Below are 16,403 nucleotides of genomic sequence, written 5' to 3' on the forward strand. Positions count from 1 at the left end.
TTGAACTTGGGCACAATTTGTTTGAGATTAAGATGAAGAAGTCAGCTCCGTAAACAAACTTTCCAGATTTTTGTTCTTTCGGCTTAATTGAAGGGTTTTCAACTTGTTGTCGTGGGCAAAATCGAAAACGGCAGGTCGCATATCCTCGGAGGTACTAAACGTTATTTCGTAAACAAAGCCTCCTGTATTTTTGACGTGGGAGACATGTGGTAGTTTTTTCAATAATACTTCCTCAACACGATAATCAAACTCAACTTCTATAATCTGTTCTGTTGCTTCGCGAAGTCCCTCCAGTTTTTTATCTGCCACCACTTCACCTTTATTGATGATAATAACCCGATCACATACCGCTTCAACCTCTTTCATGATATGTGTTGAAAGTAATATGGTTTTTTGTTTTCCAATTGAACGAATCAATTTTCGAATCTCGATCAATTGATTGGGGTCAAGTCCGGTAGTTGGTTCATCAAGAATCAGCACCTCAGGGTCATGAAGCAATGCTGCAGCTAACCCTACACGTTGTTTATAGCCTTTGGAAAGTTGACCAATTTTTTTATGCGCTTCCGCTAAAAGTCCTGTTTGTTCAATGACTTCTTCAATCCTTTTTTTTGGAACGGTATAGACATCTGCATTAAATGCCAAATATTCCCTTACATACATCTCATGATATAAAGGGTTTTGCTCCGGAAGGTACCCAATACTGTTTTGAACACTTTTTTCTTCGTTGAGCACGTCATGTCCATTGACTTCAGCTTCGCCCTGATCTGCTTTATAGTAGGTGGTCAAAATTCGCATCATGGTCGATTTTCCGGCACCATTGGGTCCCAAAAAACCCACGATTTCCCCTTTTTCTATGGAAAAAGAAACATCATTTAGTGCTTTTTGCTTACCAAAGGTTTTTGTAATGTGATTGACTTTGATTGACATGAGAACGAATTTGAATCAAAAATACTGTTTTAGATTTCTCTGAAGGAAACACAATCCATAATTTGAACTATACAAGTGATTTGAATAGTCCATTTTGATTGGCGCAAAATTTCAAATCCTTAAAAAAATCATTATTCTGCAAAGCAAAATGTAACAAATTGAACATTTTCACTAAAAATCGAAAAAATTTTGGGTTTGTCTTTTGTTTTTCATCCGAATACCTATCTTAGCCCAAGAATTTAATGAAATGACAAAGACGTATTTCTGGAACGGTTTTTATTTCTACTTCTTTTTTAAGAGAAGTACGGGACTATTCTAGATATACAACAAGTATAAAAAAGATATGAAGTCCCGATGTAAATCGGGATTTTTTTTTGCCATGAGCTTAAAAATAGCCATACAAGGAATCAAAGGATCAAATCACCATCAAGTTGCCAATGACTTTTTTGGAGATGATATTGATTTGGTTGAGTGCCTATCATTTGATGCAATGATTGACCATTTGTGCAATGGTACCGCAGATAAAGGTGTTATGGCTATAGAAAACTCCATAGCAGGTTCCATAATCCCAAATTACAACCTAGTTTATCATAACAATATCCACATTATTGGAGAGCATTATTTAAGTATCCACCATAATTTGATGGTTTTGCCAGGAACCACGATTGAAGATATTGAAGAGGTACATTCTCATCCTATGGCATTGTTGCAATGTAAAGAGTTTTTTAAACAATATCCTGAGATTAAGTTAGTTGAAAGTGTTGATACCGCAGAAACAGCCAAACGCATTAAAGAAGGTCAATTGACCAATATTGCTGCCGTTGCTCCAAAAGTCGCGGCAGACTTGTACAAATTGGATATTATTGCTGCAGAAATCCAGACCATAAAAAATAATGCTACAAGATTTATCATCCTTAAAAAGCAAAATAAGGTTTTACCAAAGGAAGAAATCAACAAAGCATCTTTACGATTTATTACAGATCATAAAAGAGGAAGTTTGGCAACGGTACTGAATGTGATGAGTGATTGTAATATGAATTTGACCAAAATCCAGTCGCTACCTGTGATTGAGACGCCTTGGAAGTATGCCTTTTTTGTGGATGTAACCTTTGAGACCTATGACCAATTTGCCAAGGCAAAAGCTTTATTGGAAATTATGTCCGAAGATTTTAGGGTTTTGGGAGAATATAAAAACGCATTGGTATCATGATAACAGCTGAACGGCTAAATACAATTCAGGAATACTACTTCTCCAGAAAATTGAGGGAAGTAAGAGGTATGATCAATGCCGGAAAGCCCATTATTAATATGGGTATAGGTAGTCCTGATTTGGCTCCTTCGCCAAAGGTTTTGGAAACTTTGAAAGACTCCATTGCCGATACTGGGGCGCATCAATATCAAAGTTATCAAGGATTGCCAGCGCTTCGGGAGGCCATAGCTAACTTCTATCAAGCCAAGTTTAAAGTTGAAGTTGATTCATCTACAGAGATTTTGCCGCTCATGGGGTCCAAAGAAGGTATTATGCATATCAGTATGGCTTTTTTGAATGAAGGTGATGAGGTATTGTTGCCCAATCCTGGGTACCCAACCTATGCTTCCGTAACCAAATTGGTGGGTGCTGTGCCAAAAACCTATGATTTAAAAGCTGAAAATGGATGGTTCCCTGATTTGAATGAACTTTCTAAACAAGACTTATCCAAAACCAAGGTGATGTGGGTGAGTTATCCACATATGCCTACCGGAGCGACCGCCACTATAACGCAGCTTAAAGCATTGGTGGATTTTGCCAATTCAAATGAAATTTTGTTGGTCAATGACAATCCTTACAGCTTTGTTTTGTCCCATGATCCAATAAGCATTTTGTCCATTGAAGGAGCCAAGAATTGTACACTCGAGCTTAACAGTTTAAGCAAGACTTTCAATATGGCTGGTTGGAGAGTGGGCATGGTTTTGGGCAGTAGCGAGCACATCAATGCGGTACTTAAGGTAAAAAGTAACATGGATTCAGGGATGTTCTATGGTATCCAAAAAGGAGCTATTGCTGCCTTGAAGAGTGGACCTGAATGGTTTGAACACCTAGATGAGGTATATGCCAAACGACGGGAACTGATGTTTGAGTTGGTTGAAAAATTAGGCTGCGAATATTCAAAAGATGCTGTTGGAATGTTTGTTTGGTGCAAACTTCCAGAAGGAGCTGCTTCGTCCGAAGAATTTATAGACCGAATACTGGTTGAAAAGAACATATTTATTGCTCCCGGAACCATTTTCGGGAGCAATGGAGAAGGATACATCCGGTTTTCACTTTGCGTGAAAGAAGAAAAGATAAAAGAAGCCATCGATAGATTTTGATATGAATATAGCTGTTATAGGTATTGGATTAATTGGTGGATCGTTTGCAAAAGACATTAAACTGTTGCGCCCCGATTCCCATATTATTGGAATCGACGTAAGCGAGGAGAATTTAAATGAGGCGTTGGCCCTTGGACTCATTGACGAAAAGGGTTCCTACGAGGTTCTTTCACATGTAGAATTGGTTTTTGTAACTATCCCCGTTGATGCACTCCTAGTTGATCTGCCCAAAATTTTGGATGCTGTTGGCGATGATACTGTGGTCATTGATGCCGGGTCAACAAAAAAGCTCATCTGCGAAGCCATTGCCAATCACCCAAAACGAAGAAACTTTTTGGCAAGTCACCCAATAGCGGGAACTGAATTTTCAGGTCCTACTGCTGCGATTTCTGGTTTGTATGAAGGAAAGACCAATATTATCTGCGAAGTGGAAAAAACGGCTTTCAAACTTCAGGAAAGAGCATTGGAGATTTTTCAGCAACTAAAAATGCGTATTCGATATATGAACCCAGAAGCGCATGACAAGCACATTGCCTACGTATCCCATTTATCACATATCAGCTCATTTATGTTGGGAAAGACAGTTATTGAAAAAGAAAAAAATGAGCGTGATATTTTTGACATGGCTGGCAGTGGTTTTGAGAGCACGGTACGCTTGGCAAAAAGCTCACCGGATATGTGGACACCAATTTTTGAACAAAACAAGGAGAACGTAATCGAAACTTTGGAAGAATACATTCAAAACTTGGAGACTTTCAAACAATTGCTTGTCGAAAACGATTTTGAGAATGTTTATAATGAAATGAGTAATACCAATAGAATCAAACAAATATTAAAAGGAATACCACTTACAAAAAAATAAAAAAGAAGATGGAAAACACTAAGGAAATGAGAAAATGGCTGGATGGCATGAATTTACCACATCCTTTGGTAATAGCCGGGCCATGTAGTGCTGAGACGGAGGAGCAGGTACTAAAAATCGCTCATGAATTAAAAGATACGGATGTGAATTATTACCGTGCCGGAATCTGGAAACCTCGTACACGTCCAGGTAATTTTGAAGGAGTAGGCGCCATCGGATTAAAGTGGTTGCAAAAAGTGAAGGAAGAAACGGGCCTTAAGACAGCAACGGAAGTAGCCAATAGAGCCCATGTAGACCTTGCATTGGAGCATGATGTGGACTTGCTTTGGATTGGTGCCCGTTCAACCGTAAGCCCATTTATCGTTCAGGAAATAGCTGATGCTTTAGAAGGAACGGACAAAGTGGTACTGATCAAGAATCCTGTAAACCCTGATTTATCCTTATGGTTGGGAGCTGTTGAAAGACTTTATACCGCCAATATCAAGAAATTGGGAGTTATCCATAGAGGGTTTTCAACCTATGAAAAAACCAAATATCGTAACATTCCGGAATGGCAAATGGCAATTGAGTTGCAATCAAGATTTCCGGATTTACCTATCATAAACGACCCAAGCCATATCACAGGAAAGAGGGACATGATCTTTGATGTTTCCCAAACTGCATTGGACTTGAACTTCGATGGATTAATGATTGAGACCCATCATGACCCAGATAATGCCTGGAGTGATGCTGCTCAACAGGTAACACCTGAAACTCTAGTTCAGATTATGAGAGATCTTCGTATACGTAAGGAAACTGATCAGGAAGCCGAATACAATAGCAAACTGAGTAATCTCAGGGCCCAAATTGATGTTATCGACAACCAATTGGTTGATACTATGGGCAAACGAATGAAAATTTCCGATGAAATAGGAAAACTTAAAAAGCAAAAGAACGTAGCCGTACTCCAATCCAACCGATGGAATGCGATTTTGGGTAATATGATTCTAGAAGGGGAACAAAGAGGGCTTAGCGAAGAATTCGTTTTGCGTATGTTCAAGGCCATCCACCAAGAATCCATCAACCACCAAGAAAAGATTATCAATAACTAGTCTTGGATATTTAGTGGTGTTCAACCATTTAGGACGGAATAATTTTCTGTTCTAAATGGTTTTTTTTATTTTTTACTGTAACAGTTGGTCAATGGATTCATCTCTATATAGATTAAATAACACAACTATGAAAAATGTTTTAACACTAGGTCTTTTATTTCTTACCACAGCTATTTTTTCACAGCGAATGATTGATACAGAGGTAGGAGATTTTAATAAAATCAAAGTTTTTGATTTAATAGAAGTAAACCTTATCCAATCGGATGAAGAGCGCATCGTAATCAAAGGAAGGAATGTAGAGGATATAATTTGGATGAATAGGGATGGAGTATTGAAACTTCGCATGCAGTTGGATAGAAAATTCTTGGGTGAGGATACCCTAATTGAAGTTTATTATACCAATTTGGATGTTATTGATGGTAACGAGGGAGCTAAAATTACTTGCAATGAAATGGTGAAAAAGGATAGAATAGAACTTAGAGCACAAGAAGGAGCAGCTATTCATATAGGGATGGATGTAGAGTATGCCAATATAAGGGCGGTGACCGGAGGAATTGTCCAAGCGACCGGACTCGCCAAGAACCAAAGTATTGTAATCAACACAGGAGGAATTTTCGACGGTAAGGATTTGCGCACCGCCACTACCGATATCAAAATATCAGCTGGGGGTGAAGCTGATATATTTGCTTCAGAAGTTGTGGATATCAGCGTAAAGGCAGGCGGAGATGTGCATGTCTATGGAAAACCCAAAAAGGTATATAAGAATACTTTTATTGGTGGAAGGGTGTATATGGTGGATTAGCAAAAAGTTGATTATTGAAAGCCCCCTTATTAATTAGGGGGCTTTTGTTTTATATAGATTTCTACTTTCTGAAAATGTACCTGGTAATAAAAATACCTTGCCCGTCACCTTCGCCGCCATCACTTTCAACAGCACTACTTACAAAGGCCAGTTCCCAACCATTGGTGACCATGTCATTGATCATTGAAGATAGTAAGGCATCATTGGCAGCGATGTTCTGAAATCGTATGCCACCAATGTTGAAAAAGTTCAACAATTTGGTTTCTTCAAAGTTCTTTACCCTGATCTTTCCTCGTTTCGATTTGTTCCTGGTATTGTCATCCTCCGTTTGTACACTAGTGTACTCGCGATAGTCCTTATCTTCTAGAGCATTGATAATACGTGATCTTCCCAATCCATTCGGTACAATGGACTCAACGCTGGTAATTACCTTATACTCTTGAGCATTTAGACCAAAGCTCATGGTCAATGCTAAACTTGCAACTAATAAAAATTTCTTCATGATTATTTTCTTTATGATATCAAAAAGACAATCGTTAAGAATAAAGGGTTGCATATGGAGCATAAAAAAAGCCCCTCGATTTCTCAAGGGGCTTCATATGGTAAAAACAATATGTTTTTATTTCTTAAAGATGTATCTGGTAATAAAAATACCTTGACCATCACCTTTTCCTCCTTCACTTTCAACAGCACTGTTCACAAAAGCAAGTTCCCATCCATTCGCAACCATATCATTGATCATTGAAGTGATCAAAGCATCATTTGCAGCAATGTTTTGAAAACGGATACCACCAATGTTGTAAAAGTTCAACAATTTGGTTTCCTCAAAATTCTTTACACGAATTTCTCCTCGCTTCGATTTATTACGAGTCTTGTCATCATCTGTCTGTACACTGGTATACTCCCTGTAATCTTTATCTTCCAACGCATTAACGATTCTAGAGCGTCCCAGACCGTTAGGTACGATGGATTCAACGCTGGTAATAACCTTAAATTGTTGTGCACTCATTTCAACTGTTGCAGCTAGGGCTATCACTGCGATAAAAAAGATTTTTTTCATGATTAGAATTTTTTGGTTTAATAAACTGTTAACTACATATATCGTACCAATAAGAGGATTATTGTTTCTTTGTATCGAAAATTTTAACAAATAATGCAAGGGACTGTTTATAAATCTACCGGAAGTTGGTATACCGTAAAGGCGGAGGACGGTAGTTTTTATGAATGTCGCATTAAAGGAAAGTTCCGTATAAAGGGTATCAAAAGCACCAATCCCATCGCTGTTGGAGATGAGGTTGTATTCGATTTGGAGAAGGTAGGCGACGAAACTGTGGCTGTAATTTACCAGATTATGGAACGAAAAAATTACATTATTCGTAAATCGGTAAATCTATCCAAGCAAACCCATATTATAGCCACGAATTTGGATCAGGTGTTTTTGTTGATCACTTTGAACAACCCACAGACCTTTACCAGTTTTATAGATCGCTTTTTGGTTACTGCCGAAGCTTATGATATTCCAGCTGTCTTGCTGTTCAATAAGATGGACGTGTATGATAAAGATGAAATGGTTGAGGTGGATTATTTGATACAATTATATCGGCAAATAGGATACAACTGTATTGAAATAGCAGCCAAGGAAGGAGATAACGTTGAACAAGTTAAAAACATGATGCTTGGAAAGACAAGTATGTTCGCAGGCCATTCAGGTGTGGGGAAGTCTACTTTAGTGAATGCTTTGGAGCCCGGATTGAAACTTAAAACTGCAGAAATTTCCCAGCAACACCTTCAAGGACAACACACGACCACCTTTGCCGAAATGTATGACCTTTCCTTTGATGCCCGAATCGTGGATACCCCCGGAATAAAAGGGTTTGGTATTGTGGATATGGACGAAGATGAAATTGGTGATTACTTCCCGGAATTTTTTAAGTTGAAATCAGAATGCAAATTCAACAATTGTCTGCATTTGGACGAACCCAAATGTGCCATAAAAAATGCCTTGGAATCCGATGAAATTTCATGGAGTCGGTACCGCAGCTATGTTCAAATGCTTACTGGTGAAGAAGACAACTACAGAATAGATATCCATAAAGAGCGATAAATGAGAGCGGTAATTCAACGTGTTTCAAAAGCAAGTGTTACGGTTGATGAAAAAGTAATTTCAGAAATAGCAGATGGTATTCTGGTTTTACTGGGAATTGAGGACGCGGATAATAAAGAAGACATAAGCTGGCTTTCAAAAAAAATTATCAACTTAAGAATTTTCAATGATGACCAGGGCGTAATGAATCGTTCTGTGCAAGATGTAAAAGGAGATGTGATTGTTGTAAGTCAATTTACATTGCATGCATTGACCAAAAAGGGAAACCGTCCATCCTATATTAAAGCATCAAAACCGGATGTAGCAGTTCCATTATATGAGAATTTTGTTAGACATATAGAACAGGATTTAGGCAAGAAAGTGGGTACAGGAATTTTTGGAGCGGATATGAAAGTTGATTTACTGAATGATGGTCCGGTTACCATTTTTATCGATACAAAAAACAAGGAATAGTGACCTTTAATCGAAATTGTTTTTATATTTTGTAGGAAAATCAACAACTTAGAGCCATCTAAATCAACCTACCAACCTCAATGCGAATTCCTATCTTTTTTCTATTTGTTTTAATTTCTTGTTTTTCATTTTCCCAAAAGTTTAAATTCTCAGAGATTTCTCCCGAACTCCTTAAAAATGCAGATGCTGTAGCTCGTTTGGATGCCATGGATATTCAAATAAGTGCCATAAATAAAATGACTTATACAGCGCATATGGCCATTACAGTTCTCAATAAGGATGGAGACAATTTTGCGAGAACTCGTGCTTTCTATGATAAAGAGAAAAGGATAAAAAAAATAGAGGCTTTTGTGTATGACGCTGAGGGTAATGAAATAGAACACATTAAGAAAAAAGACTTTAGAGATATTGCAGCGGTAGATGGCTTTTCATTGTATTTGGATGATAGGTTATTATTTCATCGATATGTACCCATTCAATATCCGTATACAATTGAATTTATATATGAAATTGAAACCTCAGATACAGGAGTTATGCCGCAATGGTACTTTATTTCAGGTTATGGCATTTCAGTTGAGCAAAGCAGATATTCTATTTCGTATCCCTCCCAGGATTTAAAACCCGTAGTTGTTGAAAACAATTTGACCAATATCGCTTTTGACAAAAAGGATGAAAACGCTCTTGTATCATACACTTCCAACAATATTCCAGCATTAAAAGGAGAAAGTTTGAGCCCTCCTTTCAATACATTTTGCCCAAAGCTATCGGTAAGACTGCCCAATTTTCATTATAAAGGATACAATGCCAAAATTGATAATTGGCAGGAAATGGGTCTTTGGATTGATAAGAACCTATTGTCCGGAAGAACTGATTTAGAAGCAAGCACCTTAGCAAAGGCCAAAATGTTGGTCAATGGAGTGAACGATGATCTGGAAAAGGCAAAAATCATCTATCAATATGTGCAGGACCAAACAAGATATATCAGCGTGCAAATAGGAATTGGAGGTTTTCAACCTATAAGTGCTATTGAGGTCGATAAGGTGAAATATGGCGATTGTAAAGGCCTCTCAAACTATACCAAGGCATTATTGGAGGCAGTGGGGGTAGCTTCATACTACGTGGTGGTCCAGGCAGGAAATACAAAAGTTGATTTTGTAGATGATTTTGCAGATTTGTTACAAGGGAATCATGCAATTTTAGCCATTCCATATAATGATCAATATTATTGGATTGACTGCACCTCTCAAGTACATCCTTTTGGATTCGTGGGAGACTTTACAGATGATAGGAAGGTGTTGGTGGTAAAGCCTGATGGCGGTGAGATTGTCAGAACCGCAGCCTATTTAAATGAAAAAAATCTTCAAAAAACAGTATCGCAATATCAAATTTTGGAAGATGGCTCTATTGATGGTGAGGTTACTATCAAAACAACAGGAGTTCAATATGATAATAGGTTCGGAATCAAGGGGAGATCCAAAGAAGATGTTATTAAGCATTATCGCGAATTTTGGGACAATATAAACGGCCTTGAAGTCGATGAATTCAGTTTTGAAAACAATAGGGAAGATGTTGTTTTTACGGAAAAGGTAAGTGTCCATGCTTCGGACTACGTCTCTAAAAATGGGAGTGACCTCATAATTCCGGTCAACGCTTTCAACAATAACGGCTATGTTCCGACTAGGTACCGCAGTAGAAAGCTGCCTTTTAGAATACAAAGAGGGTTTTTGGATGAAGATGAATGCACGATTGAGGTGCCCAAAGACTTTTCCATAGGTCAATTACCAGAGAAAATAACCAAGGAAACCAAATTTGGAACTTATGAAATAGAAGTTTCGAAAAAAGACGATAACAAACTATTGTACAAAAGAAAGCTTCTTGTTCTTAAGGGGGACTACCCTAAAGAAGAGTACAATGCCTATAGGACCTTTCGACGGTTCGTGGCCAAAAATGACAACCTAAAACTTATAATATCAAATTAAGACCAATGACCAAAAAAGTAATTGTAGTCCTATTGCTAACCATGGGCTATACCTTAAGTGCCCAAGACTATAAATTCAGGAAAGTTTCAAAAGAGGAATTAAAGGAGAAAGTTTATGCAAAAGATTCCACGGCTCCAGCGGCATATTTGTATATCAACCGAAAATCCTTTTACAGGTATTCCAAGGGAGAAGGACTTTTCCTCATAACAGAGATTCATAAGCGAATAAAGATTTATAATACGGATGGCTTTGATTATGCTACCGAAACAATCAACCTGTACGAAGGTGATTCAGAGGAGAAAGCTACAGCCATTAAGGGATACACCTATACACTTGAAGGGGATGATATTGTTGAGACAAAATTGGGTAAAGATGGAATTTTCAAGACCCAGCAATCCAAGAATAGGAATCAGGTCAAATTTACCATGCCAAACGTAAAGGCAGGTTCGGTTGTAGAATTTAGCTATATTATTAGATCACCATATGTACAAAGCATCGATGAATTTATCTTTCAAGATGCCATTCCTATAAAAAAGGTTGTGGCCAGTATGCGAATATTGGAATACTTCAAATTCAGACAACGCCAAAAAGGTTTCCTTCCGTTGGTTCCCAAAGTGGACTCTACACGGGACCCTAATCTCAATCTGAATGTGACGACCACAAGCTACGATTTGGAACATATACCCGCAATGAAAAGAGAGAACTTCGTTTCCAATATTAGGAATTACCGTGCGGGAGTAAAATTTGAGATAATTTCGCTAGAAATTCCTGGGAGCACATATAAGGCATATTCCAAAACATGGGATGACGTTGTTAAAACCATTTATACAAGCGGTTCGTTTGGTGACGAACTTGATAAGAGTAATTATTTCAAGGAAGAGTTGGATGTTGCTCTAGAGGGAGTTGCTGGAGAGGAAGCAAGAATCAAAAAAGTACTGGAATTTGCTAAACAAAAGGTAAAGTGGAACACCTATAGAGGATATGGTGTTGATGAAGGAACGCGAAAAGCATATAAGGAAGGAACGGGCAATAGTGCAGATATTAATTTAATGCTCGTAGCAATGCTTAAACATGCCGGTATAAAAGCGCATCCGGTGCTTACAAGTACAAGGGATCATGGAGTGCCTTTATTTCCAACACTTCAAGGATATAATTATGTGATTGCCGCAGCTAAGGTTGGAGATACCTATCATCTTCTTGACGCCACCAACAGTTACAGCACTATGGATGTACTGCCAACCAGAACTTTGAATTGGCTCGGAAGAATGGTTTCGGAAAATGGTAATTCTGAAACTATGGATTTAATGCCAAGAAAAAAATCCATTGACATGGTCATGATGCAAGTTGATTTAAATGAAGATGGATCAATAGATGCCAAAATACGGCAACAGTATACGCAAAACAACGCTTACATGTTCAGAAACATGTATAACAAGGGCACCGAAGAATCCTTTCTGGAAGAACTGGAAAAAGAGCAGGGTGATATTGAAATTTCGGATTATGAACTAAAAAATAATGAAGAGCTATATAAACCGATAGTTCAGAATTATAGCCTTTATAAAGAGGACGTGATTGAGACAATTTCAGGCAAATTATACTTTTCACCTATGCTGCACCTATGCACTATGGAAAGTCCGTTTAAAGCAGAAAAAAGAGAATATCCAGTTGACTACGGATTTCCGTGGGAAGATAAATACATGATCACCATTAAAATCCCTGAAGGGTACAAGGTCGAATCAGTTCCAGAATCAATGGCCTTGTCACTACCCGATAATGTTGGCTCATTTAAATATCTTATATCAGCAACAGATACAACCATAAATTTAAGAGCAACATTAAGCTCTCCAACAGCGGTAATCCCAGCCAATTATTATGAGTTTCTAAAACAATTTTATACGCAAATAGTAGAAAAAGAAACGGAAAAAGTAGTTTTGTCAAAAATCTAGGTGATGAACATCCAAAACTCCCAAAAAGCCGTTGATGAATGGATCAAGGCACATGGCGTTCGCTATTTTAATGAACTGACCAACATGGCACAGTTGACAGAAGAGGTCGGTGAGGTGGCCAGAATCATAGCACGGCGTTATGGTGAGCAAAGTGAAAAAGAGTCAGATAAGACCAAAGATTTGGGAGAAGAACTGGCAGATGTCATGTTTGTGGTTTTGTGCTTGGCAAATCAAACGGGAGTGGACTTGCAAGATGCTTTTGATAAAAAATTGGAGCTAAAGACCAAAAGGGACCACGATCGTCACCAGAATAACGAAAAACTTAAATAAAAGAGTTTACATCACAGCTCGATCAAGCGGTTTTTTCTAGTTTTGGGGTTTCAATAAAACACGAAGTAATTGAGACTCCAACTTTCCTTTTCAAACGATAAAAAAATCAATCAAGCCATACAGATTACCGGCTCCAAAAGTGAGACCAATAGATCTTTATTACTGCAGGCACTTTTTCCGAATATAACAGTTGAGAACAAATCAAATTCAGATGATGGCCAGGTGATGCAAGCTGGGCTTAAAAAGAATACGGGAGAAGTTGACATACACCATGCGGGCACGGCCATGCGATTTTTAACAGGTTTTTTTGCTTCACAAGAAGGCAAGGAAGTAGTTCTGACAGGTTCCGAACGAATGAAAGAACGCCCAATCAAAGTTTTGGTGGAAGCACTACGTAAATTGGGCGCGCAAATATCGTATCAAAACCAAGAAGGTTATCCTCCCATTAAAATTACCGGTAAGAAACTGACGAAAAGTAAAGTTTCGTTACCTGCGAACATCAGTAGTCAATATATTTCTTCATTACTACTTATTGCTCCAAGTTTGGAAAATGGTTTGGAACTGGAATTATTGGGAAAAATAACCTCCGTACCCTATATTAAAATGACTCTGGGACTATTGGATCAGATTGGGATTGAAACTAAATTTGAGAACAATATAATCACCGTTTCCTCAGCTCAAGAAGTGAAGGATACAACTTTGGTTGTAGAATCAGATTGGAGCTCTGCGAGCTACTTTTACAGTATTGCGGCTATGAGCGAAGTCGGAACTAAAATTCAGTTGTCTTCCTACAAAGAAAGCTCTTTACAAGGGGATAGTGTTTTGTCTAAAATCTATAAAGATTTTGGCGTGGAAACCACATTTTCCAACAACCAGATTATCCTTTCAAAAACTGGAAACTGTAATCTAGAAACGGTCGCTTATGAACTGTCCAATGCTCCTGATATTGCGCAAACTATTTCTGTTACTTGCTTGGGTCTTGGTATGGGATGTCATCTAACAGGCCTGCATACGCTGCCTATAAAGGAAACTGATCGTCTGGCTGCCATGAAAGCTGAATTGGAAAAATTTGGCGCTACAGTTGACATTGATACTGAAAGTCTGACGGTTCAGCCATGCCCAACTATAAATTCCGATGTAGCCGTGGATACATATAATGATCATCGCATGGCCATGGCTTTTGGACCCTTGGGTATCTGTATTCCATTGAAAATCAATGATGCAGGTGTGGTTTCTAAATCATATCCAGATTTCTGGAACGACTTGGAAACATTAGGTTTTTCAATCGACAAGTTGTAAATCACATTTAATCATCAAATTACTTGACATCCCCTATGTCGAGATTGTATATTTGCCCTCTTTTAAAAAACTCCTAAAAAAGCCTGCATGAAATTATCAAACTTCAACTTTGAACTACCTAAAGAACTATTAGCTGAATATCCAGCAGAAAATAGGGACGAATCCAAGCTTATGGTGATTCATCGTGAAACCGGAAAAATTGAGCACAAAATGTTCAAGGACCTAATCGATTATTTTGATGAAGGAGATGTAATGGTCTTGAACAACACAAAGGTATTTCCAGCTCGACTATATGGAAACAAAGAAAAAACTGGTGCCCGTATCGAAGTTTTTTTGCTACGCGAGTTAAATCAAGAACAACGTCTTTGGGATGTTTTGGTAGACCCTGCTAGAAAGATTCGTATCGGAAACAAATTGTATTTCGGGGAAGATGAAAGTTTGGTTGCTGAGGTAATCGATAATACAACCTCAAGAGGAAGAACATTGCGTTTTCTTTATGATGGTTCTTACACGGATTTTAGAAGAAAACTTCGTGAATTGGGTCAAACACCACTTCCAAAGTACATCAAAAGAGATGTTGAGCCGGAAGATGAAGAACGTTACCAGACCATTTATGCCAAATACGAAGGTGCTGTAGCAGCGCCTACTGCTGGACTTCACTTTTCAAAACACTTATTGAAAAGATTGGAGATCAAAGGATTGGATTTTGCAGAAGTTACCCTTCATGTTGGTCTAGGAACATTTAACCCAGTTGAGGTAGAAGACTTGTCCAAGCACAAGATGGATAGCGAAGAATTGGTGATTGATGAAAAAGCCACTGAAGTTGTAAACAGTGCCAAGCAAAATAAAAAACGTATTTGCGCAGTGGGAACAACTGTTATGAGAGGCTTGGAAAGCGCTGTTTCATCGGAACATACCCTAAATACGTTTGAAGGATGGACCAATAAATTTATTTTCCCTCCATACGAGTTTAGTATTGCAAACTGCATGATTACCAATTTCCATTTGCCAAAATCGACATTATTGATGATGGTTTCTGCCTTTATAGGGCATGATTTAATGAAGAAAGCATACAAACAAGCCATTTTAGAGGGGTATCGTTTTTACTCCTATGGTGATGCAATGCTTATCATTTAAAGCAAAAGTCAACGTATTAAACCATATTGGAAATCCCGTTCGGTTAAAACCCTACGGGATTTTTCTTGATTATATTTGACCCGTGGAAATAAAAAAGAAGGACATACGTGCACTTTCAAAAGAGCAACTCCGTGATTTTTTTGTGGAGCAAGGAGAAAAAGCCTTCCGTGGAAATCAGGTGTACGAGTGGTTATGGCAAAAATCTGCCCACTCCTTTGATGGAATGACCAATGTTTCCAAAGAAACGCGCAAGATGCTTGAAGATAACTTTGTTATCAACCACATTCAAGTAGACCAAATGCAGCGTAGCTCGGATGGTACCATTAAAAATGCGGTACGCCTTCACGATGGATTGGTGGTCGAATCTGTACTAATTCCCACAGATACTCGAACAACAGCATGCGTATCCAGTCAAGTAGGATGCAGTCTGGACTGCAAATTTTGCGCTACGGCCCGGTTAAAGCGAATGCGCAATCTTAATCCGGATGAAATATATGACCAAGTGGTTGCTATCGATAATGAGAGCAGACTATATTTTAATCGACCGCTGAGCAACATTGTATTTATGGGAATGGGAGAGCCCTTGATGAATTACAATAACGTTCTCAAGGCCATTGAAAAAATCACCTCCCCAGAAGGATTGGGAATGTCGCCCAAACGAATTATAGTTTCTACCTCGGGTGTTCCAAAAATCATAAAAAAGATGGCCGATGAAGAGGTAAAGTTCGGTTTGGCCGTTTCCTTGCATTCAGCCATCGATGAGGTGCGAACATCAATAATGCCCTTTAATGCTACATTTCCATTAAAAGACTTGAGAGAGGCTTTGGAATACTGGTATAGCAAGACAAAGAATAGAATCACCTATGAATATGTGATTTGGGAAGGCATCAACGATACCCCGGAGGCAGCTAATGCATTAGTAAAGTTCTGTAAATTCGCTCCATCAAAAGTGAACTTGATTGAATATAATCCTATTGACGATGGAGAGTTCCAACAAGCCTCGAATGATTCCGTTGATATGTATAAAAAAATTCTGGAGCGAAATGGAATTACGGTGACTGTTCGCAGATCCAGAGGAAAGGACATTGACGCAGCTTGTGGACAGCTGGCCAATAAAAAATAAT

The 16,403-nt window shown here is 38.4% G+C and carries 16 protein-coding genes; 13 read left to right on the top strand and 3 right to left on the bottom strand.

Features of this window, described 5'->3' with window-relative positions; all coding sequences use genetic code 11:
* Positions 1-27: 27 nt before the first annotated feature.
* Entirely contained in the window at positions 28-927 is a 900-nt protein-coding gene (gene gldA, locus ACOKFG_RS07180; protein WP_299488285.1) for a gliding motility-associated ABC transporter ATP-binding subunit GldA, read from the bottom strand.
* 379 nt (positions 928-1,306) lie between these two features.
* Between gldA and ACOKFG_RS07185 the strand changes: the two genes are divergently transcribed.
* From ACOKFG_RS07185 to ACOKFG_RS07205, 5 genes are all read left to right on the top strand, one after another.
* Positions 1,307-2,137, top strand: coding sequence for a prephenate dehydratase (locus ACOKFG_RS07185; RefSeq protein ID WP_298794393.1), 831 nt, complete (start codon positions 1,307-1,309; stop codon positions 2,135-2,137).
* On the top strand, positions 2,131-3,276 hold the full coding sequence (locus tag ACOKFG_RS07190) for an aminotransferase class I/II-fold pyridoxal phosphate-dependent enzyme (RefSeq protein ID WP_299488509.1): 1,146 nt from the start codon (positions 2,131-2,133) through the stop codon (positions 3,274-3,276). Before ACOKFG_RS07185 ends, ACOKFG_RS07190 begins: the two co-directional genes overlap by 7 nt.
* Before the next feature lies 1 nt (position 3,277).
* Positions 3,278-4,138, top strand: a complete 861-nt coding sequence (locus ACOKFG_RS07195; RefSeq protein ID WP_299488283.1) for a prephenate dehydrogenase — start codon at positions 3,278-3,280, stop codon at positions 4,136-4,138.
* A gap of 8 nt (positions 4,139-4,146) precedes the next feature.
* On the top strand, positions 4,147-5,229 hold the full coding sequence (locus ACOKFG_RS07200) for a bifunctional 3-deoxy-7-phosphoheptulonate synthase/chorismate mutase type II (RefSeq protein WP_299488280.1): 1,083 nt from the start codon (positions 4,147-4,149) through the stop codon (positions 5,227-5,229).
* Positions 5,230-5,356: 127 nt separating this feature from the next.
* Positions 5,357-6,031 carry a head GIN domain-containing protein gene (locus ACOKFG_RS07205; protein ID WP_299488278.1) on the top strand — a complete coding sequence of 225 codons (675 nt, stop codon included), beginning with the start codon at positions 5,357-5,359 and terminating at the stop codon, positions 6,029-6,031.
* Between the two features lie 61 nt (positions 6,032-6,092).
* Here ACOKFG_RS07205 and ACOKFG_RS07210 read toward each other — a convergent pair whose 3' ends face one another.
* Positions 6,093-6,533 (bottom strand): hypothetical protein, encoded by a 441-nt coding sequence (locus ACOKFG_RS07210; protein WP_422862115.1) that lies wholly within the window; start codon positions 6,531-6,533, stop codon positions 6,093-6,095.
* 117 nt (positions 6,534-6,650) lie between these two features.
* Positions 6,651-7,091, bottom strand: a complete 441-nt coding sequence (locus ACOKFG_RS07215) for a hypothetical protein (RefSeq protein WP_298794403.1) — start codon at positions 7,089-7,091, stop codon at positions 6,651-6,653.
* Between the two features lie 93 nt (positions 7,092-7,184).
* On the opposite strand from ACOKFG_RS07215, the gene rsgA reads away from it, so the two are divergent.
* The 8 genes from rsgA (at position 7,185) to rlmN (ending at position 16,402) form a co-directional block, all read left to right on the top strand.
* The gene (rsgA, locus tag ACOKFG_RS07220) at positions 7,185-8,135 is read left to right on the top strand and encodes a ribosome small subunit-dependent GTPase A (RefSeq protein ID WP_298794405.1); all 951 of its coding nucleotides are present in this window, start codon (positions 7,185-7,187) and stop codon (positions 8,133-8,135) included.
* Complete coding sequence (gene dtd / locus ACOKFG_RS07225) at positions 8,136-8,588, top strand: D-aminoacyl-tRNA deacylase (RefSeq protein WP_422862116.1); 453 nt, start codon at positions 8,136-8,138, stop codon at positions 8,586-8,588.
* An 80-nt stretch (positions 8,589-8,668) separates the two neighbouring features.
* Positions 8,669-10,567, top strand: coding sequence for a DUF3857 domain-containing transglutaminase family protein (locus tag ACOKFG_RS07230; RefSeq protein ID WP_422862117.1), 1,899 nt, complete (start codon positions 8,669-8,671; stop codon positions 10,565-10,567).
* A 5-nt stretch (positions 10,568-10,572) separates the two neighbouring features.
* A complete protein-coding gene (locus ACOKFG_RS07235) occupies positions 10,573-12,513 on the top strand; it encodes a transglutaminase domain-containing protein (RefSeq protein ID WP_422862118.1) in 1,941 nt (646 codons plus the stop codon).
* 3 nt (positions 12,514-12,516) lie between these two features.
* On the top strand, positions 12,517-12,843 hold the full coding sequence (locus ACOKFG_RS07240; RefSeq protein ID WP_298794412.1) for a nucleotide pyrophosphohydrolase: 327 nt from the start codon (positions 12,517-12,519) through the stop codon (positions 12,841-12,843).
* 69 nt (positions 12,844-12,912) lie between these two features.
* Complete coding sequence (locus ACOKFG_RS07245; protein WP_299488267.1) at positions 12,913-14,142, top strand: 3-phosphoshikimate 1-carboxyvinyltransferase; 1,230 nt, start codon at positions 12,913-12,915, stop codon at positions 14,140-14,142.
* Between the two features lie 87 nt (positions 14,143-14,229).
* Positions 14,230-15,279 (top strand): tRNA preQ1(34) S-adenosylmethionine ribosyltransferase-isomerase QueA, encoded by a 1,050-nt coding sequence (gene queA, locus ACOKFG_RS07250; protein ID WP_298794416.1) that lies wholly within the window; start codon positions 14,230-14,232, stop codon positions 15,277-15,279.
* A gap of 82 nt (positions 15,280-15,361) precedes the next feature.
* Entirely contained in the window at positions 15,362-16,402 is a 1,041-nt protein-coding gene (rlmN, locus tag ACOKFG_RS07255; RefSeq protein WP_299488265.1) for a 23S rRNA (adenine(2503)-C(2))-methyltransferase RlmN, read from the top strand.
* Position 16,403: the final 1 nt, after the last annotated feature.

Source organism: Flagellimonas rhodophyticola, assembly GCF_049332665.1.
Lineage (GTDB): Bacteria > Bacteroidota > Bacteroidia > Flavobacteriales > Flavobacteriaceae > Flagellimonas.